Origin of the sequence: Bradyrhizobium sp. AZCC 2262 (genome assembly GCF_036924535.1) — a bacterium.
GTDB lineage: Bacteria > Pseudomonadota > Alphaproteobacteria > Rhizobiales > Xanthobacteraceae > Bradyrhizobium.
This window is the reverse complement of the sequence record NZ_JAZHRT010000001.1, coordinates 6,163,254-6,185,833: the sequence shown is the minus strand read 5'-3', so window position 1 is coordinate 6,185,833 and position 22,580 is coordinate 6,163,254. Positions and strand designations below refer to the sequence as shown.

The following is a 22,580-nucleotide window of genomic DNA, read 5'->3' as shown; positions in this document are numbered from 1 at the left end:
TTTCTGGATGCCGTGCAATTGCCGCTTGGATTTCCATTTGCAACCTTTATCCGTGGGTTCTCGGTCGAGTTTTCGAGTTTCTGATGAATTGACCTGGTTCACTCATTCTTTCACTACGCCGCAACTTTCCGCATCGTGTAACTGATGGGAAGCCGTTCGAGGCCGCACACGAAATTGGCATCCGCCCATGACACATCGCCATCGAGGCTTACGGCATCGAGGCGCGGTAACAATTGAGCGTAAAGCGCGCGCATTTCCATTCTGGCTAGGTGCATGCCGAGGCAAAGATGCGCGCCATAACCGAAGGCCAGGTGACGGTTGGGCGATCGATCGACCTTGAACGAGAAGGGATCGTTAAATGCCTCCTCGTCCCGATTGGCCGACTGGTAGCACATCATGAGAGAGTCGCCCGCTTTGATATTGCGACCGCGCAACACGTAATCTTCCTGCGCGGTGCGGAAAAAGTGCTTGACCGGAGTCACCCAACGGAACATTTCCTCAATGGCGCTCGGTATCAGGGCGGGATTGTCCTTGAGCTTTCTGAGTTCGTCCGGATTTTGCATCAGCGCAAGAAGTCCGCCAGCGGTGCTGGCGCTCGTCGTGTCGTGGCCGGCGGTGGCGACAATCACAAAGTACGAAATTGCCTCGCGAGCATCGATCGGCTTTCCAGCGATGGTCGCGTTGGCGAGCACCGTAGTAAGGTCATCGCGCGGATCCGAATGGCGTTCCGCCGACAGCCTACCAAAATACTCCGAAAATCGTTTAACCGCGTCCAAACGCACTTGTGAACTCGTACGTCCTCGCATCACGTCCGGATCATTCGAACCGAACAGCTCTCGCGTCAAACTCAGCATCAGCGCATCGTCCTCGCGCTGGACTCCGAGGATCATCATAATGACGCGCAGTGGATACCACACCGCGACGTCTTTCACAAAATCGCAGCGTCCACCTAGGGCCTCGAGGCGATCGACAAATTCCCTCGCAAGAATGGTGAGTCCCTCTTCCAACTTCTTCAAGTTTGGCGGCATAAACCAGCCTTGGGTCAGCGCGCGGTAAACCCGATGATCAGGATTGTCCATGCTGACCAGGGTTCGAACACTGGACACGCTTCCAGTTGCAGCCTTCATCCGTTCGTCGTCCGCGGCGAGCTGAAGGATTATACGCTGTTCGTTGGTGAATCGATCATTTTGGCGTTCGATTTCCATGACGTCCGAATGTCTGCTGACAGTCCAGAACGGATGATAACCTTCGGGCTCGGTCCAATGGACTGGATCGTCGCGCCGAAGGTCGCGAAACAGATCGTCGTATGCGCCCGGCGTTGAGTAGGTAGTTGTTGCAACAATCTTGCTGTCCATGGTCTTGCTCATAATGCCTTTGTCCATGATGCCCTTGTGTGCCGTGACGTTGGCAAATGCATTCAATTCGACGAATTTCGGCGGTCTGGAGGCGTTGATTGAGACCATCAGGGATAGCCGCAAGGCCGGATCGCGGTACTGTTGGCTAGCTTCATGCACAATGAAGTAGAAACGGCGTTTTCCTCGTTGCAACTATCTTTGCGTCGTTATTGTTTTTGCTGGGTGACGCGCTTTTATTGGGTGAGCGCGCTTAGAGAGAGTACTTATGACAGCCTTCCGAAGGCGGCGTCTAATATCCTTATAGTATCCGGTGATACTGCTATCCTATTAGTAGAGACGAACTTACGTTTGATTTCAGACCGGACATAAGAGAGAACCGGAGGATCAGTCGAAGCAAAAAGGAGCAGAGGATGGAAGAGGTGATGTCTTTAAGGGGAAAAGTAATTGTTGTTACGGGCACAGCGCGCAGGGGATTGGGCGCGCGATTGCAGCGGCGAAAAGTGGTCTTCTAGGGATGACAATGACGGCCGCAAAGGAATGGTCGAAGTTCGGCGCCGCACGAATTCGGTTTGTTTCGGAGTGGGCAAAACCCCCATGACGGAAACGATCCGGGCGACTAATTTCGCGATGGCATTTTGGCGCGGATCCCGATGGGCCGTTGGGCACAGGCGGAAGAGGCCGTGAAGCCCGTTTGCTTTCTGCTCTCTGACGCCGCTTCATTATTACGGGTCAACACATCGCGGTTGACGGCGGATTCCACATCTCTATCTAGCGGAATGCTGCTGAACGACCTTCTCCAGGCGCGGTTGATCTCCGCAAGCTGAGTGTGCGCGGCTTGCCTAAGTGTTGCGACGACGTCGCCTTCGTCCGCGGCTTCGTGTTTCAGTTCTCGTCCATAATAGGCACGTCGCGTTTCGCGTTTACTATACGTAAATCCTCTAAGGTCATCCGCAATGAGTCTTTGTATTCGCACCGAGACCATCTCACTGTTGGCACTCTTGGGCCGCGTTTCCTTGGCAAGTGCCGAAAAACGCAAACTACAGAACGTGCCTTTTACTAAGTTGCGCGCTTCTATTCCCGCAAGTTGGCGAAGTTGTCGCCGGTGACGCACGCTAGCGCGCGATCTTGAAAGGAAAATGTAATGGGGTCGGGACCTCAGAGAGTCGCTCTCGTAACCGGAGGAAGCCGCGGTATTGGAGCTTCGACGTGTTTAGCTTTGGCCCGGAATGGGATCGATCTCGCGATTGGGTACCGCACCAGCGAAGACTCAGCACATCGGATCGCTCAGGAAGTTCGAGCGATGGGTCGAAGAGCTGAAATATTTGGCGCAGATGTCACGGTGGAGGCGGAAGCTCAGACGCTTGCCGAGCAGGCACTCGCAGCCTTCGGCGCGATCCACATTCTAATCAATAACGCCGGCTTCGGAAGTGGTGTTGTAGGACGGCCTCAAATTACAGAAAGCCGGCTGGATCATCTAGATCTTCTCATGCGCGCTCACGTTTACGGACCCCTTACACTGTGTCGCGCACTGGTGCCCCAGATGAGAAAACACGAGCGAGGAGATGTTATAATGGTGTCTTCCTCGAGCGTTCAGATGCTCGGCAGAAATATGGGCACTTACATCATGGCTAAGGCTGCAATGGAAGCGATGGCGGGCGTCCTGGCGCGTGAAGAGCGATCTCACGGCATCCGCGTCAACATAGTCGCTCCAGGTCTTACCGATACCGACATGGGTCTTGGTTTCATGAGAATGCGCGCGGGGATCGAAAGTATGCGAGATGTTGATGCTAAGATGCCATTTGGCTTCGTTTGCCAACCGTCCGACGTCGCGAATACAGTCGCGTTCTTAATCTCGGATAAAGCGCGCTATATTGCTGCTCAACGACTAACGCTCGATGGGGGTAATTTCTAAACGATACTTTGCTGCCACTGAATTCGCGCGGCTATCATACGGAAAGGCGCCGCGCACCGAACCATACGCAACCCGTATGACGTCGGTCGCAAGCAATCTTAGACAATGGCTTCCCCGGTCCGCATGGTGCGCAGGCACGAACTGTTGACGGGACCGGGCATCCTGAGGATGCCGGGGCATTGCAGACGAAGCAAGCCGGTTTCAAGGCGCTCTATCTGTCAGGCGCTGCGATGTCGGCTTCGATGGGCTGCCGGACCTCGGGATCATCAGCAAGGAAGACGTCTGTATCTTTGTGAGGCAAATCTGCGGCTCTTGGCGTGAAGCGGCCGACGCTAGAGTCTGCTGGCGGCTGACAAACCCGTTCGCTACTCGATTTCGTCGATCCTCGAGATCGTCGTTTGCTGCGCCGTGGGCGTCAGCCCACGGGGATGTGTATTAGTTTATCTGGCAGGCCTTCTCAAACGCCAAGGATTTGGACATGGTTTCATTGGACATGGTTTCAAGGAGTGTTGCGGTCGCGGTCGGTGCGTTTCTGCTTGCGGTTTCTCAACCTGCTTTGGCCGAGAAGAAATACGGTCCGGGCGTAACAGATACCTCGATCAAGTTCGGCCAGACAATGCCATATAGTGGCGGGGCATCCGGCCTGAGTGCGGTCGGTAGGGTCCAGACCGCTTATTTCAAAATGATCAATGCTCAAGGGGGCATTAACGGGCGCGCGATCAACCTGATCTCGAAGGATGATGGATTCAGCCCGCCCAAGACAGTCGAACAGACGCGCTCCCTGGTCGAAGGTGACGAAGTCCTGGCAATGTTTTCGTCGATGGGATCAGCGCCAAATCTGTCCGTCGCCAAATATTTAAATAGCGCGCAGGTCCCGCAAATAATGGCGCTGGCCGGTACTCCGAAGGCCATCGACCCCGTTAACTTTCCCTGGACGACAACATTCTATTCGACGTTGACAGTCGAGGCGAAAGTGTTGGCGGCTTACTTGCTGGAGGTGAAGCCGAACGCCAAGATAGGTATTCTTTATCAGAACGACGAAAGCGGTAGGACATATCTCGAGGGTATGAGGGCTGGCCTGGGTGACAAGGCTGGAACGATGATTGTGAAGGAAGTTGGATTCGACCTGAGCTATCCGACTATCGATTCTCAGATCATCTTGCTTCAGTCGTCTGGGGCCGACACCGTCTTCGTCGCGTCAGCGGCGCCGAAATTTGGTGCTCAGAGCATCCGCAAGATCGGTGAGCTCGGTTGGAAACCATATCTAATTTTGGCGCCAGGCGCGTCAGTGATCGAGACCTCGCTAAAGCCGGCTGGCCTGCAATATGCTGTGGGCGCCGTCAGTGTGCAATTTTACAAACAGCCTGGCGATTCCAAATGGGATGCGGACCCCGGGATGATGGAGTATTATACGTTCATGAAAAAATGGGCGCCGGCAGAGGTACCTGAGGACGCGCTCGCGGTCATTGGCTACAGTGCGGCGCAGATGCTCATCGACACGCTAAAGCGATGTGGTGACAATCTGACGCGAGAAAACCTAATTTACGAGGCGACCCATATTAAAGACTACGAGCCAACTTTGTTCCTCCCGGGCGTAAAGGTCAATGTCACTCCGGAAAGTCGCATCCCGTGGCGGCAGAGGCAGATAATCCAGTTCGACGGCACGAACTGGACCTTTGTGGGCGGCGTTGTGACTGCAGGCGGTGAACGATAATTCGATAGGACGTCTCCAGGCAGATAGCCGTGCTAGCTGGAGCGCACAAACAAAAGCTGACGGGCGAGGGTGTCTCCTACGGGCAATCATCCGTTTGGCCGCATTCGCGGTGCTTTGATCAATTGGGCATCCTGTCCGCTGGCGCCATTGCGACGGCACACGAAATTAGTCGTGAATGCGTTTAGTTGCGGTTGGAGATATGAAAATCGTCTTCGGAGTGTGCCGGTTCCGTGACGCGTCGAAGCGGGCTGGTTACGTTTCGGCGGTTGCTTTCGTTGATTTAAGAATGGGAATTTTATGAGGACTCTTCGCGGAAAGTTTGCTGTCGTTACCGTTACCGGAGCCGGTGGCGGGATGGGACGGGTTTACGTACATCGGCTGGCCAGCCTCGGCGCTGATGTTGCAGTCCTCGATGTCGATCTCAACGTCTCTAAGCGTTATAATGAACGCCTATACCTGGTCTCGGGCGCAGGAAGCCCTGTCACAAGTGGTCGGGCTTGATCCGGATCCTTCGACGACACGCTTCTCGAATATCAGAACCCTCTGACCGGCGGTCCCGCGCTGCCGACAATCGGCACCGCAATCCAGACGCTACGGCCCGGCGCAAATGCAAACCGCATCGTCGCACAATCCATTCTGGCGGAATCGGAACTCCTTGGCGCGATTTTGTTCCCTACTTCTGGTCAGACTTGTACGGAGTAAGTCTACAAATGTTCGGTTCCGCGGTTGATGCCGACGACATACGGATTGTGCATCAAGACAACGAAAAGCAGGCGTTCGTGGTGGAGTAGTCATGGTAGCTGTCGAGGAGCGCGGGCCAGCGCGGAACCTGCTGCTCCAGAAAGCCATCGATCTTGCCGAAATCTTCCAGCCCAGCTGCCTTGTAATCGAAACGCCCGAGCGCCAAAGCGCCGTCGACCAGCGCAAATCCCGTGCGCCGCCGGACCGCGGCATCTCCGGCATGGAGCGGCGGCAGCGCAACCATGGCACTGAACCCCGCCACCGGCTCCATCAAATAAAAGGCCGCGCCGATTACGTCGGTCGATGAGCAGGCAGCGATCAGGCCGGGATGCGAACGTCGGAACCGGCGAGGGCGCCGAGCACCCGCGCCTCACGACGGTTGGTGGCATTGCCGTCGCCACGCGGACTGCGTGCCGACCGCCGTAGGACGTAGCTGCGACCGTCGCGTTCGAACCGCAACAGAATATCCGAGCATTGTCATGTACCTTTCTCATCATTAATTGCGTTGCTTTCTCGCCATCGCGTCGCGCGAACCTAAGGGCCGTGGGGTGCCATCGCCGTCAAATAGGCCGTGAGCAGGGTGGCGTCGGGACAACTGTTCTCAGGCCCCAAGTGTCGGTCAATTCGGACCGGATTTGGGGCTTGAGCAGCTTTCCCGTGGTGTTCCTGGGGAGCGGTGACCGCCTCAGCTCGATCATCACCGGAATCTTGAATGCTGCCAGACGCGTCGAAAGAAATCGCTTCAGCTCTTCCTCACTCACGTCGTCGTTTTGGGGGATTTCAACGACGGCGGCGACTTGTTCACCGAGTGTTGGATGGGGAAGGCCGATGACAGCCGCATCCTTCACCGCCAAATGCTCAAGCAGAGCGTTTTCCACCTCGACACAGTAAACGTTCTCGCCGCCGCGGATGATCATGTCCTTCGCGCGGTCGACGAGGTAGACGAATCCATCTTCGTCGAGCCGACCGAGGTCACCGGTGCGCAGCCAGCCATCGACGATCGTAGCCTTAGTCGCTTCGGGATCGTTCCAATACGCCTTGATCACGCCAGGACCGCGAACCCGGATTTCGCCGATTTCACCGGCTTGCGCCTCATGGCCGTCGGCGGCGATGACCGCGATATCGACCACCGGCATGGGATATCCGGCGCTGGCGGGATGATCGGCGCAGTCGGGACCCACAACCATCGCAATCATTCCGGAGGTCTCGGTCAGCCCATAGCCAGTCGCCGGCACTACCGTAGGAAACGCCTTCATCAGCCGCGCCGCGAGCTCGGGCGGCGATGGAGAGCCACCATAACTGATCATCTGAATGCTGTCAGTGGCAACCTTGCCGTTCTGGGCCTCCTCAACCGCCTGCAACATTGCCGTCGGTACACCGCTGAAATTGGTGATGCGCTCCTGCTCGATCAGCTCGAATCCACGGGCCGCATTCCATTTGTACATAAGGACGAGCTTAGCACCGCCCGCGACAGCCGGGAGTAGCTGCGCAAAGCAGGCAATTACATGGAACAGCGGCCCCATGGCGAGCAGCGCGCGCGGCGGCATGGGTTTGGCCAGATCGCTTAGAGCGCCGCCCGAGCGGAGTTTTGCGCGCGCAAGAGACACCGCGCTATTCATGAGACTTGTGCACGCGCCGCGGTGAGACCCCAGGGCCCCCTTCGGCCGGCCGGTAGTGCCGGACGTGTAGAAGAGGGTCGCGCGGTCGTCTGGCCGCAACTCGCGGCTTGGCATCGCAACGCTTGTATTGGAGCGATAGCTTCCGTGCTCGCCAATGATCGACTCCAGGCGACAGGCAAGGGCGGGTAATTCCTGTTCCTTCAGGCGCGTGACTATTGCCCCGCGAAGCGGAAGGTCAGGAAGGAACGGCGCGAGTACGCTGTAGCGCTCAGCGTCGAGGAGGATTACCTTCGTGCCGCTATCCGCTAACGCGTAGTTGAGCTCGGTGCCGACCCACCACGCGTTCAGCGGCACCACGATAGCACCGATCGCCACGCCGGCCCAGAACGAGATCGACCATTCCGGGAGATTGCGCATCGCGATTGCAACCCGATCGCCCTTCCCGACGCCGTAGCGTTCAACCAATTCGTGCGCGAGCAACGCCACAGCCTGATAGTGTTGCTCAAAGGTCAGACGTTCGCTTTCATAAACGATGAACTCCCGGCTGCCCCAGTTCCGGCTTGTCTCAAGAAGCTCACCCAGATGTCGTGGTGCCTTCTTGTAGGTGCGTAGGGGAATGCCATCGATCTCTTGGGTCTGAAGCTCGAATGGTGCTCCCGGACCGGTAAGAACCCGATCAACTTCGGGTAGAGTCGGCAGCGCTTTCGCCATAAGCGACGACATGAGATATCTCCCTAGTTTTATTGATCTTTCTAACGGCCGCTTGCGCGGCTTCCACCGCGCAAGCGTAACGTTTCACTCTTTCCGAGGCGTGCGCCCAGGATAGTCCCGCGGCTCAGTCCTTCCAGATCGCGTTGGCGAGTACCCGGCGTCTGTCCCGCCCTTCCTTGTTTACGAAATCGCGCACACCCTCCGGGCGGCCCCTGCTCGTCGTGCGCGGCGGCGCACCCTCGAATGCAAGGCCGATCTCGGTCGAGCATTCGGCGGCAGCGTTAAGGAAGTGCTTGGTGCAGCGAACGGCCGTCACGTCCTTTTCGAGCATGGCCGCGGTCAGGTCCTGAACATCGCGTTCAAGGCGCTCCGGCGTCGTCAGGCGGTTAACGAGATCATAGCGCTCTGCGGTCTCGCCCGTGAACATGGCGCCGAGCAGGTTCCACTCCTTGGTCTTGCGGGGTCCAGCGTACCGAGCGAGGCGGGAGCAGCCGCCCCAGCCGGGCGTAATGTCCCAATTGATCTCCGGCATGCCCCAGCGCGAGCTGCTTGTCGCAATGACGAAGTCGCATACCAGCGTCAGCTCGAGGCCGCCACCGGTGCACACCCCATCGACCGCTGCGATTGTGATGGGATACATGTTTTGAATGATATCGACCGTCTCCTGATACTGGCGGATCTGCCACGGACCGTCGTTCGGCCCCCATGTGCTGATCTCCTTGATGTCGTCACCAGCGCAGAAGGTGTTGCCGGCGCCTTTGAAGATCACGACGCGGCAGTCGCGATCCACGTTGATTTCTTTCACAACCGCATTGAGCTCCGCCGAAATTTCCTTGTCGAGGGCATTGTGCACTTGAGGGCGGTTCAACGTGACAGTCGTGACGGGACCATTGCGCTCCACGAGCAGTTTTCCGGACTTGGACGGTACAGCACCGGACGACTTGGTAGCTTGAGCTGAGTTGGCAGACATGTGTTTCCTCCCATGGGTTTGACTTGCGTAAGGGAACTTAATGCAACTTAGTTCCCATATGCAAGTCGAAATTTGCATGTTTTGTTGCTTTTTGCGATACAGGATGGAATGACCGCGACCGTCCGTAAAATGGGACCCGATCTCTTGGCCGCCGATCTGCTCGGTGATGCCTGGTCGTGGATGATTTTGCGTGACGCCATTTACGACGGCGTAACCCGGTTCGAGGAGTTCCATCAGCGGCTGGGCATTGCGCGCAAGGTTCTCAGCAAGCGGCTGGAGAATCTGACGATGAGGGGCTTATTCCTACGCCGGCACGTTCGCCAGGACGGCGGGCACCTGGAGTACGTGCTGACAGAGATGGGCCGCGATTTTCACCCCTGCCTTCTCACCGCCCAACGCTGGGGCGATCGCTGGTGCAGCGACAGGGGAAATACGACCCGTCGCGCGCTCCATGTTCCGTTCGGTCATTCCATGGAGGCCGTGCTTTGCTGCTCGGAATGCGGACACAAACTCGAGGCACGTGAAGTCACTGTCGCCTCGGTTTACCGCGCCTCTACCGAGTCGACCGGCGCGCGACGGCATCGGTCGCCGGACCTCGACTTGATCGAACGTTCGCAAGCCTGTTCGATTGCCCGAGCGCTGCGGATCATAGGAGATCGCTGGAGTTCGCTGATCGTCCGCGAATGCTTCCTCGGCACCCGGCGGTTTGGCGAATTCGAGGCGTATCTCGGGATCGCGCCGAATATCCTGGCCAGCCGGCTCAATCGGTTGGTCGACCTGGGCGTGCTGGTGAAAACGGCCTACCAGAAGACGCCGGAGCCACGCGAATATCGGCTGACCGAAAAGGGCCTCGATTTCTACCCGGTCCCCTTGGCGTTGCTGACTTGGGCTGGAAAATGGCTCTCAAACGGCCGGCCTGTAATCGATCTCCGACACAAGCCGTGCGGCAAACACGTTGTTCCAGTGCTGACCTGCGCGACGTGCGGGGAGCGCGTGGGCGCTGACGACATTGCCATCGAGCACGTTCCGCGTGGCAATTCTGCTGCCCATGACACAGCCGTCGCGGGTTAGAGCAAGTTTGCCACTTCATTATCGATCTCGATCACAAGCTTTCCGGCAGCCTCGACTAGCCAAGGATCTCCGGGCACGCCTGCGTTTGTACCGAGGGGAAAACCGGTTCCCGCTTTTCCGGATTATGCTCGGCTCTAGGAATTCCCCGGCCTTCAGTTTGATTAGAACCGCACCTGCAATTTGCCGGAACGCGAATTCGCATAAAGGCCAGCGACCGCGCCCGGCAGATTCTCGAAACCCTCCACGACATTGTTGACAGGCTTCAATGCGCCGCTGCGTAAATGTCGGGACAGATCGTCCTCGGCTCTCAGCCGCTCATGATAGAAGGCATCGACGATCCAGCACTCTGACTTGATGTTGCGTTTCTTCAAGACGGCTTCGACATACTCCGAAATGCCAAAGGCCTGCCGCAACGAGGGACGCTGCTGCGGCGCGTCGGGCTTGTCGGCATAGTAAGCCGCCGCACCCCCGTAGGAAAACAGGCGCCCATTCTGGTTCACGAAGGAGATAACGGTCTCCGTCATCGCGCCGCCAATCCCGTCGGAGAAGAAGTCAATGCCTTCGGGGAACGCGGATTCGAGCTGCCCGGCGAGATCGCCAGCGCGATAGTCGATGCACTTGTCGATGCCGAGTGTATCCACCACCCATTGGCAGCGCTCCGGCCCGCCGCCGAACCCAACCACATGACACCCGGCTATTCTGGCGAGCTGCGCGGCAATTGAGCCGACCGAGCCGGTGGTGCCGGCGACCGCGACATTATCCCGCGGTATCAGCGGACCGCATTCCCTCAGACCGAAATAAGCGGTCATTCCCGAGGTGCCGAACATTTCCATCAGCACTTCGGTCGACCACATCTTCACCATCGCCGGCCTGAAGACGTAGTTCCATTGCGAGTTGGTGCCATTCAGGGCCTTCGTGAGGTCGCTGGCGGGGCCGTAACCCACGCAGGCGTCTTCGCTGCTGACAATCTGGTAATCCTGCCATCCCGCCTGACACGCAATCACATCACCTTCCTTGAAGGTGCGGTCACGCGACTGAATCACTTCAGCACAGGCATAGTTGCTTTTGTCGGTATCGCCGAGCTTGGTCATCCCGTTGGTCATGCGCGCGCGCGTGCCGGAATGAATGTTCACAAGCTTGACGCGGACCAGCGCCTGCTCCTGCAGCAGTTCGGGAATCGGGACTTCACGCAGTTCAAACTGCTCCGGTCCGAGGATGTTGTCGACCATCGGCCGGGAATAAATCCACCGTCGCAATTTTTCAGGCATCTTCAGGCTCCAGCTCCGAAGGACCAGGGACTTCGAACGCGGCCCAGCGCTGCGGCTGCATTACGATACGTTCTAGGGTTAGAACGCATCAATTCTTCCAGTCTGACAAATACGATTCTACTTTCCTTTTTGCGAAGGTCTGACCGCCCACATATCTAGTCGACGAGCCACCATCGATCGCCCTTGAAGACCTGCAGGCGAATGTTCTTGATAGGACGGTAATCGTCAGGGGATATCTTATAGCGGATGCCGGGCAGCAGCATCGGCCTTTCGAGGTCCAGATTGGTTGCCTGCTTGAGGATGTTCTCGCGGCTAAGATCGCTTCCGCATTGTTCAAGGACCTTGGCCATCACCTGCGCATTGTTGAAGCCGCTGATGTAGAGACCCTCCGACTTGTTCGCACCCGGAAGATATTTGTCCATCCAGGCCGCATATTCCTTGTAACCCGGATCGTTCGCCCATCTCGGATCGTCCGGATCCTTGAGATAAGCGCCCGAGTTGATGCCCTGAGCTGTTTCTAACCCTGCCGGCACTAGAGCCGACGCGAGCGAGCTTCCCGTTGCCGCGACATAGGTCTTTGCATTCCAGCCGAGCAGATGCTTTCTTCGAAGGATCTGCGCGCTGAATTTGGGGGTCGCCTGATAAAAGAACACGTCCGCGCCTGTCGCCGCCAATGCTACGACCTGGGAATCCACAGTCGGATCGGTCGATTCATATTTCAGCTCGCTGACGATTTGACTGACCTTGGCGCCAAGTCCCGCCTTGAAGGCGGCGGCATAGTCCCGGCCGGCATCATCGTTAGAATATAAAATTGCGATTTTGGCATTGGGTGTGTTCTTGAGGATGTCCGCGGCATAGAGTTTCGCCTCGTCGGAATAGATCCATACGCCCGGTATGGTCCATGGAAAATGCTCCGGATCGGCGAAAGCCGATGCGCCGGCCACGATGAACAACTGCGGAATCTTGCGCCCATTCAAGTATTTTTTGATAGCTGAGTTCGTAGGTGAACCCAGTGTTCCGAAGATTGCCGCGACCTCATCTTGCTCGACGAGGCGGCGCGTCTGTTCAAAGGTTTTGGGTGGGCTGTAAGCGTCGTCCAGGCTGATCAGATTGACCTTGCGGCCATTGATGCCACCGTTATCGTTGATCATCTGGAAATAGGCGGTCTCCGCTTTGCCCTGAAGTCCGTAGGCTGAGGCGGGACCGCTATAAGGCTTGGTTTGACCCAGCTTGATTTCCGTCGCCGTGACGCCCGGGGTTTGCGCGACGGCGATGCCGGCCACACCCCAGTCCATGCTCAGGAAACCTAGAAGCGCTAATAAGACCTCAAGTTTCTTCATCTTCTTCTCCGTTAAGGTGTTCGAAGCCTGACGCCCATTTTCTCTTCCGCGCATCAATCCGCGATCTGGTTTGAAGCATTTCCGGCCATGGCATAGCCACGACTAGCCGCTTCATAGGCAAGCCGAACTCCATTCAGGCTTTTGCTAATCGATCTCGATCACGAGCTTTCCGGTCGCCCGACCTTCCATTAGGTCCGCGATGGCGCGCGGGGCTTGCTCAAGACAGTAGCGCGCCCCGATGTGCGGCTTCAGCTTGCCCTCCGCGAGCCACCCAATGAGATCTTGCATATCGGTCTGGAATTGCTCCGGCTGCTGCTCAACGGAGGCCCCCCAAAAAACACCGATAACCGAAGCACCCTTCAGCAAAGGCAAGTTGAGGGGTAAGGCTGGAATCCGACCGGCTGCGAAGCCGATCACAAGAAACCGCCCGTACCATCCGAGTGAGCGGAAAGCCGGCTCCGACAAATCCCCGCCAACGGGATCATAAACGACATCCACTCCCTTGCTCCCGCAGAGTTTCTTCATCTCCTGACGGAGATCGACCATGCGATAGTTGATCAAATCATCCGCGCCACAACGCGCCGCGACATCGAGCTTCTCGGCGCTGGAGGCTGCAGCAATGACCCGTGCCCCGAGCAGCTTGCCAAGTTCCACAGCAGCGCTGCCGACGCCACCGCCGGCACCCAACACGAGCAACGTCTCACCCGGACGAATTCTCGCCCGAGTCCGCAAGGCATGGATGGTCGTTCCATAGGTCACGGTGAAAGCTGCCGCGATATCAAAACCGACCGACGCGGGCAGGTGCAGCGCCCGGTCCGTGTCGACGATCACCTGCTCAGCGTAGGAACCTCTGACGAAAGCCGCCACCCGGTCGCCAGGCACGAAGGCCGTAACGCCCTTTCCGACAGCATCGACGACGCCCGCACCTTCTCCTCCCGGCACGAACGGCGGCTCGAGCTTCGTCTGATAACTGCCCGCGACGATCAACCCGTCGGGGAAATTGACGCCGGCCGCATGCAACCGTATCCGGATTTGGCCGGGGCCAGGCTCGGGTGTCGGCAAATCCCGCACCTTTAATAGGTCTGGGCCACCGAATTGTTCGCAGACGACTGCACGCATGCTTACTCCCAATTTCCATCAGGTCATCGACGCTGCACAACAGATCGCGCAGCGTCGCGATGTCGTCCGGCGGCTAGACGGAGGTGACAGACCGATCGATCCGGATCACGTCAGCGCCGTTGTCCGCCAGCATCATCCCAGCGAACGCGCCCGGCCCACGCTGCCGATTTCGATCGCGCGCAAGCCTTGCAATGGCCCGCTCATCGTCTTCCCGGAAATGCTCCGCTCTGGATGTCGTCGGGACAGCCTCTATTTGGCATACCCGCATCAAGCCGCCTCGCTACCACCGATACTTACCAACTTCAGATAGTGCTCCCGCAACTCACGCTTCAACATCTTGCCGTTCGGCAACCGTGGGAGTACCGCGAAATCAACTGTCTTGGGACATTTGTAGGAGGCGATACGTTCTCGACAAAAGGCGATCATATCGGCACCGAGTTCTTCGCTTTCCTTGGCGCCGGCCTTTAGTTCGACGACGGCTTTGACATCCTGTCCGAACTCGAGGCTCGGAACACCGATAACTGCGACGTCTAACACCGATGGATGTTGGATAAGCACATCCTCGATTTCCCGCGGATAGATGTTGACGCCGCCGGAAAGGATTAGATCCGCGCGCCTGTCACACAGATATACAAATCCGTCCGCATCGACGTGACCAATGTCGCCCAGCGTGCTCCAGCCCCGCGCGTTATGTGATGATGCTGTTTTTTCAACGTCCTTGAAATATTCGAACCGGCTGCCCCCACTGAAATAGATCGTGCCGACTTCGCCGGTGGGCAATTCTTCGCCGTCCTCGCCAACGATGTGAACCTGGCCAAAAACGGGACGGCCTACCGTGCCGGGATGACTGAGCCAGGTTGGCGTGTCGACTGCCGTCAGGCCGCTAGCCTCGCTCCCGGCGTAATACTCATAGACGATGGGGCCTAGCCATTTGATCATCTTCCGTTTGATTTCCGGCGGACAAGGTGCCGCCGCGTGAATGACGACCTTCAGACTGGAGATGTCATATTGCGTCCTCTCCGCTTCTGGCAGGCGCAGCATTCGCACGAACATCGTCGGAACGAATTGGGAGTGCGTGACCTTGTAGGTTTCAATCAGCCGGAGCGTCTCGAGCGAATCGAACTTGTTAACGACCACCACTGTGCCGCCGGCGCGCAGTACGTTCATGCTCCACGCGAGGCCGGCCGCGTGATAGAGCGGCGCCGGAACCAGATAGACGGTGTCACGATCGAATCCGTAAAATGAGCGCAAGAATTGAGTGATAGGAGGTTGCTGCCCCCACGAAAGTTGTCCGCGTTCCGTCTTGAAGATGCCCTTCGGACGGCCTGTTGTGCCGGACGAATAGAACATGCATTCGCCCTCCAAGAGGCCAACGTCCGAACCATCCGAGGTGCTCTCGATGACCTCTCCGAGATTGCGAAACCTCCCGAAAGCTTGCCCATGCGTGAGGGCAACGCTCACGCCCGGGATATCTTGCGAAATCGCTTCAGCAACATGGCGGACCTCTTCCGACACGACGAGGATTTTGGCTTCGCAATTCTGCACGATATAGGCTACTTCGCTCGCGGCAAGATGCCAGTTGATAGGCGTGTAGATCAGGCCCAAACGCTGGGCGGCCCAGCAGACGACAAAATAGTCTTTGCTGTTGTTCATCATGATCGCGAGGTGGTCCCCTGGAACAATACCTTGTTCGTTCAAGTATCGCGCGAGTTTGCGCGACTGCCTGTCCAGTTCGGAATAGCTGATCACGTCGCCAGTCGTCCCCATCACAAACGCAGGCCGGTTCGGGGTTTCTTTCGCATAGATTGCGATATGGTACGGGCGCTGTTCGATTGTCATATAACCTTCCCTTGTCGTCTCTTCTCTTGTTCGTCCCACTGTTCTTTTGGGCGCATCGGCTGCCGCCAATCCGCCTAGATCAACTTATCCCGCTCAAGCCATCCCAGCGCGCGCTGGAATAACGTCACAGATGCACCGTGCAGCCGATCTCCCGTCAACTTTGATGCGACGCCCGCGCATGCACGCGCGTGAGTGCCTTCAAGAATGATCCCCAATTTGTAGCAACCGAGAACGCCGTACCAACGCATATACGAAGTGTCGCGAGTGCTTCCCGCCGCATAATGGGCGAGCAGTTCCTCAATGCGCGGAAAGCCCTCCCATGGCTCAATCGGGTTCCCGGAGATGGACCGGCCGTCGGGCTCTGGCCAAGTCGCCATAACCCAACCCATGTCGAGCAGCGGATCACCAATCGTGGCTAGTTCCCAATCAACGATCGCGGCAAGCTCGGGACCATCGTTGCAGAACATGACGTTGGCTAGATGATAGTCGCCATGCAGAAGACCCGGCGTGAAGCGGGGTGGGGTATTGCCGATCAGCCAATTTGCTACAGTCGCAATGCCCGGGATCGAAGCCGGACCGGGCCAGTCCTTATAGTCACGGTAGCTGTCGAGGAGCGCGCGCCAGCGCGGAACCTGCCGCTCCAGAAAGCCATCGATCTTGCCGAAATCCTCCAGACCAGCTGCCTTGTAATCGAAACGCCCGAGCGCCAAAGCGCCGTCGACCAGCGCAAATCCCATGCGCCGACGGGTCGCGCCATCTCCAGCATGGAGCGGCGGCAACGCAAGCGTGGCATTGAACCCCTTCACCGGCTCCATCAAATAAAAGGCCGCGCCGATCACATCGGTCAACGAGCAGGCAGCGATCAGGCCGGGATGCGGAACGTCGGAACCTGTGAGGGCGCCGAGCACCCGCGCCTCACGACGGTTGGTGGCGTTGCCGTCGCCACGTGGACTGCGCGGCGATCGCCGCAGGACATAGCTGCGACTGTCGCGTTCGAACCGCAACAGAATATTCTGGGTGCCGCCCGCCAAGGCCGTGGGATTCTCAATCGGGCCTCCTCCAAGGTCACGAGCGTCCATCCACGCGCGCAGCTTCCCGAGATCGACGAGATCCTGCCAGGGCTCCCCGCTCATGCGTCACTCCCAATAGGCCGCGATCAATTTCAACTTCGACAAAGACTTCATCTTTCGAGGCTGGATCAAATTGACCGGTTCAATCGATGACGGCATTTCCGGATGTCGTGTATTCGGCGCTTCCTGGGTGAGAGCCGAGTGTTATGAGTGAGCTCTTCGAGTAGGTGTGACTATGACAGCCTTCCGAAGGCGACGTCTAAGATGATTATTGTATCCGGTAATACTGCTATCCTATGAGAAGCGACTAATCTCACATTTGATTTCTGAGTGGAGATAAGAGAGAAGCGGAGGATCGGTCGAAGCAGACAGGAGCAGTCGATGGAAGAGATGATGTCGTTAAGGGGAAAAGTAATTGTTGTTACGGGCGCGGCGCAGGGGATTGGGCGCGCGATTGCAGCGTTGGCGATTGACTTAGGTGCGAGGGTTGTCGGTGTTGATCTCAACGCAGAGAAGCTGGAAGCATTGGCAACAGCCAAGAACGGTCACCTGCTGCCTTACGTTGGCAGCGTCGCGGACCCGGAATTTGCCGAGGCGACTGTGCGCGACGTCACTTCACGTTTCGGCTCCATACACGGCCTCGTGAATAATGCTGGAATCACCAGGCCGGCGATGATCGAGAAGATGACGTTGCAACAGTGGACCGAGGTCATTGCGGTACACCTGACAGGAGCCTTTCTGTGGACACAGGCCGTCGGTCGGACCATGGTCAAGGAGGCAAAGGGCGGTCAGCAAAACTCCGGATCGATCGTCAATATATCGTCGGATGCGGGACGAGCCGGGGCTATTGGCCAGATAAACTATGCTGCGGCGAAGAGTGGTCTTCTCGGGATGACAATGACCGCCGCAAAAGAGTGGTCGAAGTTCGGCGTCCGCACGAATTCGGTTTGTTTCGGGGTGGTCGAAACACCAATGACTGAAACGATCCGGGGCGACAAATTTCGCGATGGCATTTTGGCGAAGATCCCGATGGGCCGTTGGGCGCAGCCGGAAGAGGCGGTCAAGCCTGTTTGCTTTCTGCTCTCTGACGCCGCTTCGTATATTACCGGCCAACACATCGCGGTTGACGGCGGATTTCACATTTCAGTTTAGCACAGAGCACCCGAGCAACCTTCCGAGGAGACTGCTTGCCTAAAGTCCGCTTCGCTTGGCGGAAGCGGAAGAAACATTGTTTCGGAACGAAACGTCGCGAAGGCTGTCGGTGCCCGCCGAGGCCGTGATCCCGGCATGCGCAACCAAAAAGGGGGGCCGACAGAGATCAGCGACGCGATCGCAGTGTCGACGTATTGCAACACGTTTCGGCAAACTTGCAGCCAACCATCACCCCATCGTCAAGCTGGCAGCTATCCAGTCTGGCTACGTACGCCGCGTCAATCATATGTATATCCTCTCAGGTCATCGGCAATGAGTATTTGCGCTTGCTTTGTGGTCATCTCATTGTTGCGTTCCAGGGGCGTGTTTCGTTGGCAAGCGTCCGCAAAAGACGGACCCCGCTCTAAGTAAAAACTACCGAACATCCCTTTCGAAGAGTGAGCAAGGCTGTGAAACTGCTTTTCCTAGGTTGCGCGCTGCTATTCTTGCAAGTTGGTGAAGTTGTCGCCAGCGACGCAAAGCCGGTTCCAGGCGTGAGCGCCACGGAAATCAAGATCGGCAATCTGATGCCTTATAGCGGTCCGGCATCCGGATATAGTCTCTTGGGAAAAGTAGAGGAGGCCTACTTCAAGAAGATCAACGACGAAGGCGGCATCAACGGCCGAAAGATTGCCTTCATTTCCTATGACGACGCCTTTAGCCCTCCCAAGTCCGTCGAACAAACGCGAAAACTCGTTGAAAGCGACGAGGTATTCGCGATTTTCAGTTCCCCCGGAACAGCATCGAATACCGCTACGATGAAGTATCTAAATCAAAAGAAGGTCCCGCAGATATTTGTGGCCTCCGGAGCTACGAAATTTGGTGATCCAACGAGATTTCCATGGACGATGGGATGGATCCCTCACTACCAACGCGAAGGGGTGATTTACGGAAAACACATCATTTCGCAGAACCCGAGCGCCAAGATTGCGATTCTTTATCAGAATGACGATTTTGGTCGGGACTACTTAGCCGGTCTAAAAGAAGGACTTGGCGAACGAGCTCCCGAAATGCTTGTTGCCCAAGCGTCTTATGAGACTTCCGAGCCGACGATTTCGTCGTCGGTGATCACTCTAAAGGCGGCTGGAGCCGATACACTCGTTGTCGCGGCTATTTCTAAGTTCGCAACTCAGGCCATCAGAACTGTTGCCGAGTTGGCGTGGAAGCCTACGATCTATGTCAGTAACACAGCCGCGACAATCGACACCACGCTGAAGCCCGCGGGTTTGGGGAATGCGGTCGGAATAATGTCGGCCGCCTATAGGAAAGATCCAGAGGATCCGGCTTGGGCCAAGGATCCGGGAATGCTGGAATTCTTCGCCTTCATGGACCGGCATTATCCATCTGGTGCCAAAGACGATATTGCCGCACTCGGTTACGCTTCTGCGCAGAGCCTTGTGTATTTGCTTCGCCAATGCGGAGACGATTTGACCCGCGAAAACTTCATGACGCAGGCGGCGAATCTTCGCAATGTAGAAATCGGGCTGTTGCTTCCCGGTATTACGATGAACACGAGCCCTACCGATTTTGTTCCGATCGATCAATTCCAAATGATGCGGTTCAACGGCGAGCATTGGGTTCTGTTTGGGCCGATCCTAAGTCCATAAGCCGCAAGAAACCGTTGAAATCCAGGAGCGCAAGTTGCTGACGAGACCATCAAACCCGGGAGCAGCATACATCGCTGGAGCCTTCGAGCATCCGACGCGGCTTGCGACTGGTCTAAGTATTGCCCAGCTTCATGCCGAGGTCGCCCGGGGCGCGTTGGAAGACGCGGGGCTAGGCATCGCGGACGTTGATGCCTTCTATACGGCGGATGCCCCCGGTTTAGGCCCCATCGCCATCGTCGAGCATCTTGGGATCAAGCCGCAAATCGTTGACTCGACCGATGTCGGAGGGTCGTCCTATTTACTGCACGTGAATCACGCGACTCAGGCCATAGCAGCGGGCAAGTGTTCAGTCGCGCTTATCACACTGGCGGGTCGACCCAGGGCTGAGGGAAAGATCACTGTTGCGTCGAGATTCGCAGGGCCCGACGTCGGTTTCGAGAGCCCTTATCGATCATCGGTCGTTGGTATGTACGCGATGGCCGCTGCACGCCATATGCACGAATTTGGCACGACGGGCGAGCAACTCGCGTGGATCAAGGTCGCGGCTTCCGTCCATGCCCAACACAACCCGCTGGCGTTGCTCCGAAACGTCGTGACGGTGGAGGAAGTTGTCAATTCCCCAATGGTGGCCGATCCTTTGCACCGGCTGGACTGCTGCGTCATAACTGACGGTGGAGGAGCCCTCGTTGTTGTAAGCCCTGAGATCGCCAGGTCGCTCGCTCGCCCTAAGGTCAGGGTCCGAGGCGCCGGAGAGTTCGTGAAGCATATTCGTGGCGGCTATCCGGATATAACGTCGTCCGGCGCGGTCGTCTCCGGCGCACAAGCTCTTGCCGAGGCGGGCGTTACTCCGAAAGATATTAAGTGCGCCTGCATTTACGACAGCTTCACGATTTCTGTTCTTATCGCGCTTGAGGATTTGGGTTTTTGCGAGAAAGGGAAGGGCGGCCAGTTCGTCAGCGAAGGAAATTTGATCTCTGGGGTCGGTCGGCTGCCGTTTAACACCGATGGAGGCGGCCTTTGTAACAACCATCCATCAAACCGCGGTGGAATGACCAAGGTGATTGAAACAGTTCGTCAGCTGCGCGGTGAGGCCCATCCCCGTGTCCAGGTCCCGAACTGCGATATTGCGCTTGCTCATGGCACGGGCGGCTGGATTGCCTCGCGTCACTGCAGCGCGACACTGGTTCTGGAAAGAGAGTAGACGATGGCCGAAACCATTCAGACCGATGTGCCGCCCCCTAATGTTGATTTGGACAACGAGCAGTTTTGGGCCGCGGCGAACAGGCGACAACTCCGAATCGGCCAGTGCACGAAGTGTCAGAAGGCGTTCTTTTACCCGCGGCATTTTTGTCCGTTCTGCCTTTCTGCCGACGTCGACTGGGCGTTGGCTTCGGGCAAGGCACAGATCTACTCATATACCGTGATGCGAAGGGTCGATAATCCGTATGTACTCGCTTACGTGCAGCTCGACGAGGGACCAGCGATGATGACGAACATTGTCGAGTGCGACTTCGAAAGCCTCAGAGTCGGCCAGATAGTCGAGGCTGTATACGCTACGTCAAAAAACGGATCGCTCGTTCCGATGTTTAGACCGATAGATGGACATTAGTCGAGGCTGTTCACTTAACAAACGAGCGTCGATTGTGGGTTTCCTATTCGCCGAGCGATTGCGCATGAAGGGGTCTAAGGTTGATCAATAAAGAAGTAAAAACATGTGCCGAAGCGGTGGCTGGGATCAGCGACGGCGCTATCGTGCTGGTCGCGGGGTTTGGTGCGGTAGGTGTGGCCGATCATCTACTGGATGCACTTCACGACCAGGGCGCCAAGGAGCTAACTGTCGTTGCCAACAACGCTGGCACCGGCGACTACGGACTGGCGAAGTTGATCGATTCGGGTCGTGTCCGAAAAGTGATCTGCTCATATCCTCGCTCTGGCGACTACCGTGCCTTCCTTGCAGCCTACCGGGCCAAGTCGCTTGAGCTTGAACTGGTGCCGCAGGGTACCATTAGCGAGCGAATGCGATGCGCCGCTGCCGGTCTCGGCGGCTTTTTTTCACCGGTCTCCGCTGGCACCAAGCTCGCCGAGGGTAAAGAAACCCGCGAGATCGGCGGCCGGCTCCACGTGTTCGAGAGCCCACTCAAGGGTGACGTCGCGTTTATCAAAGCCAGAACGGCCGATCGTTGGGGCAATCTAGCTTACGCCAAATCGGCGCGAAACTTCAATCCGGTCATGGCAACGGCCGCCGAACTTACTGTGGTGGAGGTAGACATGATGGTTGAACTTGGTGAAATGGATCCGGAAGCGATCGTGACGCCAAGTATATTCGTTGATCGGGTCGTCGTGGTCGGAGAAGGCGCATGGTCAAGCTGACGCGAGAACAGGTCGCATGGCGTGCCGCGCAAGACCTGAGAGAAGGTGCCTTCGTCAATCTCGGAATTGGCATTCCGACACTGGCAGCAAACTTCGTGCCGAAGGATCGAGAAGTCATCTTTCATAGCGAGAACGGCATTCTGGGCCTCGGGCCACGGCCGACATCCGGGATGGAAGATCCGAATTTAATTGACGCAGGCAAGAGTCCAGCGACTTTGGCCATTGGCGGTTGCTATATGCATCACGCCGATGCGTTCCTGATGATTCGTGGTGGGCACCTCGACGTTAGCTTGCTGGGTGCCTTTGAGGTTTCAGAGGCGGGAGATCTGGCAAACTGGGCTACCGACGATCCGACGTTTCCGCCCGGCGTTGGCGGAGCAATGGACTTGGCGGTTGGTGCCAGACAGGTTCGCGTCCTCATGGACCACGTCGGAAAAAACGGCGAACCGCGTATCAGGCATCGGTGCACCTTGCCACTCACGGCATCATGCGTTGTCAAGCGAATCTATACAAATTTGGCGGTCATCGATGTTCAGCCGAACGGACTCTTGGTGAGGGAGATCGTCGGTGGGATAAGCAACATTGAGCTTCAGTCGCTGACGGAGCCGAAACTCCAGTTTTCCACCAACTTGCAGATCTTGGCTCCGCCACTTGCGGCCTGAGCCTGGGGAGGCTGCTTCTGA

General features: G+C 57.2%; 18 protein-coding genes. 9 read left to right on the top strand and 9 right to left on the bottom strand.

The genetic code is table 11. The features are described from left to right. Nucleotides 1–113: 113 nt before the first annotated feature. Nucleotides 114–1,547 (bottom strand): cytochrome P450, encoded by a 1,434-nt coding sequence (locus V1283_RS28980; RefSeq protein ID WP_334390022.1) that lies wholly within the window; start codon nt 1,545–1,547, stop codon nt 114–116. 949 nt (nt 1,548–2,496) lie between these two features. Here V1283_RS28980 and V1283_RS28975 point away from each other — a divergent pair. Both V1283_RS28975 and V1283_RS28970 read left to right on the top strand, forming a co-directional pair. Continuing rightward, nucleotides 2,497–3,267 carry an SDR family NAD(P)-dependent oxidoreductase gene (locus V1283_RS28975; protein ID WP_334390021.1) on the top strand — a complete coding sequence of 257 codons (771 nt, stop codon included), beginning with the start codon at nt 2,497–2,499 and terminating at the stop codon, nt 3,265–3,267. A gap of 478 nt (nt 3,268–3,745) precedes the next feature. Beyond that, complete coding sequence (locus V1283_RS28970) at nt 3,746–4,981, top strand: ABC transporter substrate-binding protein (protein ID WP_334390020.1); 1,236 nt, start codon at nt 3,746–3,748, stop codon at nt 4,979–4,981. A 754-nt stretch (nt 4,982–5,735) separates the two neighbouring features. On the opposite strand, the gene V1283_RS28965 is transcribed toward V1283_RS28970, so the two are convergent. The 3 genes from V1283_RS28965 to V1283_RS28955 all read right to left on the bottom strand — a co-directional run bounded on the left by V1283_RS28965 (nt 5,736) and on the right by V1283_RS28955 (nt 9,022). After that, complete coding sequence (locus V1283_RS28965; RefSeq protein WP_334390019.1) at nt 5,736–5,966, bottom strand: hypothetical protein; 231 nt, start codon at nt 5,964–5,966, stop codon at nt 5,736–5,738. Nucleotides 5,967–6,282: 316 nt separating this feature from the next. Further along, on the bottom strand, nt 6,283–8,064 hold the full coding sequence (locus V1283_RS28960; RefSeq protein ID WP_334390018.1) for a class I adenylate-forming enzyme family protein: 1,782 nt from the start codon (nt 8,062–8,064) through the stop codon (nt 6,283–6,285). A gap of 112 nt (nt 8,065–8,176) precedes the next feature. Next, nucleotides 8,177–9,022: an enoyl-CoA hydratase/isomerase family protein gene (locus tag V1283_RS28955; RefSeq protein WP_323050570.1), complete on the bottom strand. Its 846-nt coding sequence runs from the start codon at nt 9,020–9,022 to the stop codon at nt 8,177–8,179. Between the two features lie 108 nt (nt 9,023–9,130). Here V1283_RS28955 and V1283_RS28950 point away from each other — a divergent pair, with 108 nt between their 5' ends. Beyond that, entirely contained in the window at nt 9,131–10,093 is a 963-nt protein-coding gene (locus tag V1283_RS28950) for a winged helix-turn-helix transcriptional regulator (protein ID WP_334390017.1), read from the top strand. A 161-nt stretch (nt 10,094–10,254) separates the two neighbouring features. On the opposite strand, the gene V1283_RS28945 is transcribed toward V1283_RS28950, so the two are convergent. The 5 genes from V1283_RS28945 to V1283_RS28925 form a co-directional block, all read right to left on the bottom strand. Next, the gene (locus V1283_RS28945; RefSeq protein ID WP_334390016.1) at nt 10,255–11,361 is read right to left on the bottom strand and encodes an NADP-dependent oxidoreductase; all 1,107 of its coding nucleotides are present in this window, start codon (nt 11,359–11,361) and stop codon (nt 10,255–10,257) included. Nucleotides 11,362–11,516: 155 nt separating this feature from the next. Continuing rightward, on the bottom strand, nt 11,517–12,701 hold the full coding sequence (locus tag V1283_RS28940) for an ABC transporter substrate-binding protein (RefSeq protein ID WP_334390015.1): 1,185 nt from the start codon (nt 12,699–12,701) through the stop codon (nt 11,517–11,519). A gap of 144 nt (nt 12,702–12,845) precedes the next feature. After that, nucleotides 12,846–13,820 carry an NADPH:quinone oxidoreductase family protein gene (locus V1283_RS28935; protein ID WP_334390014.1) on the bottom strand — a complete coding sequence of 325 codons (975 nt, stop codon included), beginning with the start codon at nt 13,818–13,820 and terminating at the stop codon, nt 12,846–12,848. A gap of 267 nt (nt 13,821–14,087) precedes the next feature. Further along, the gene (locus tag V1283_RS28930) at nt 14,088–15,659 is read right to left on the bottom strand and encodes an AMP-binding protein (protein ID WP_334390013.1); all 1,572 of its coding nucleotides are present in this window, start codon (nt 15,657–15,659) and stop codon (nt 14,088–14,090) included. 74 nt (nt 15,660–15,733) lie between these two features. Continuing rightward, nucleotides 15,734–16,792, bottom strand: coding sequence for a phosphotransferase family protein (locus tag V1283_RS28925; protein ID WP_334390012.1), 1,059 nt, complete (start codon nt 16,790–16,792; stop codon nt 15,734–15,736). Nucleotides 16,793–17,110: 318 nt separating this feature from the next. Between V1283_RS28925 and V1283_RS28920 the strand changes: the two genes are divergently transcribed. The 6 genes from V1283_RS28920 (at nt 17,111) to V1283_RS28895 (ending at nt 22,559) form a co-directional block, all read left to right on the top strand. Further along, nucleotides 17,111–17,881, top strand: coding sequence for an SDR family NAD(P)-dependent oxidoreductase (locus V1283_RS28920; protein ID WP_334390011.1), 771 nt, complete (start codon nt 17,111–17,113; stop codon nt 17,879–17,881). A gap of 449 nt (nt 17,882–18,330) precedes the next feature. Next, nucleotides 18,331–19,527, top strand: coding sequence for an ABC transporter substrate-binding protein (locus V1283_RS28915; protein WP_334390010.1), 1,197 nt, complete (start codon nt 18,331–18,333; stop codon nt 19,525–19,527). 37 nt (nt 19,528–19,564) lie between these two features. Next, entirely contained in the window at nt 19,565–20,728 is a 1,164-nt protein-coding gene (locus V1283_RS28910) for a thiolase domain-containing protein (protein ID WP_334393219.1), read from the top strand. A 3-nt stretch (nt 20,729–20,731) separates the two neighbouring features. Beyond that, nucleotides 20,732–21,136, top strand: a complete 405-nt coding sequence (locus tag V1283_RS28905) for a Zn-ribbon domain-containing OB-fold protein (RefSeq protein ID WP_334390009.1) — start codon at nt 20,732–20,734, stop codon at nt 21,134–21,136. 83 nt (nt 21,137–21,219) lie between these two features. Next, nucleotides 21,220–21,897, top strand: coding sequence for a 3-oxoacid CoA-transferase subunit A (locus V1283_RS28900; RefSeq protein ID WP_442895888.1), 678 nt, complete (start codon nt 21,220–21,222; stop codon nt 21,895–21,897). After that, nucleotides 21,885–22,559 (top strand): 3-oxoacid CoA-transferase subunit B, encoded by a 675-nt coding sequence (locus tag V1283_RS28895; RefSeq protein WP_334390006.1) that lies wholly within the window; start codon nt 21,885–21,887, stop codon nt 22,557–22,559. Before V1283_RS28900 ends, V1283_RS28895 begins: the two co-directional genes overlap by 13 nt. Nucleotides 22,560–22,580 lie beyond the last annotated feature (21 nt).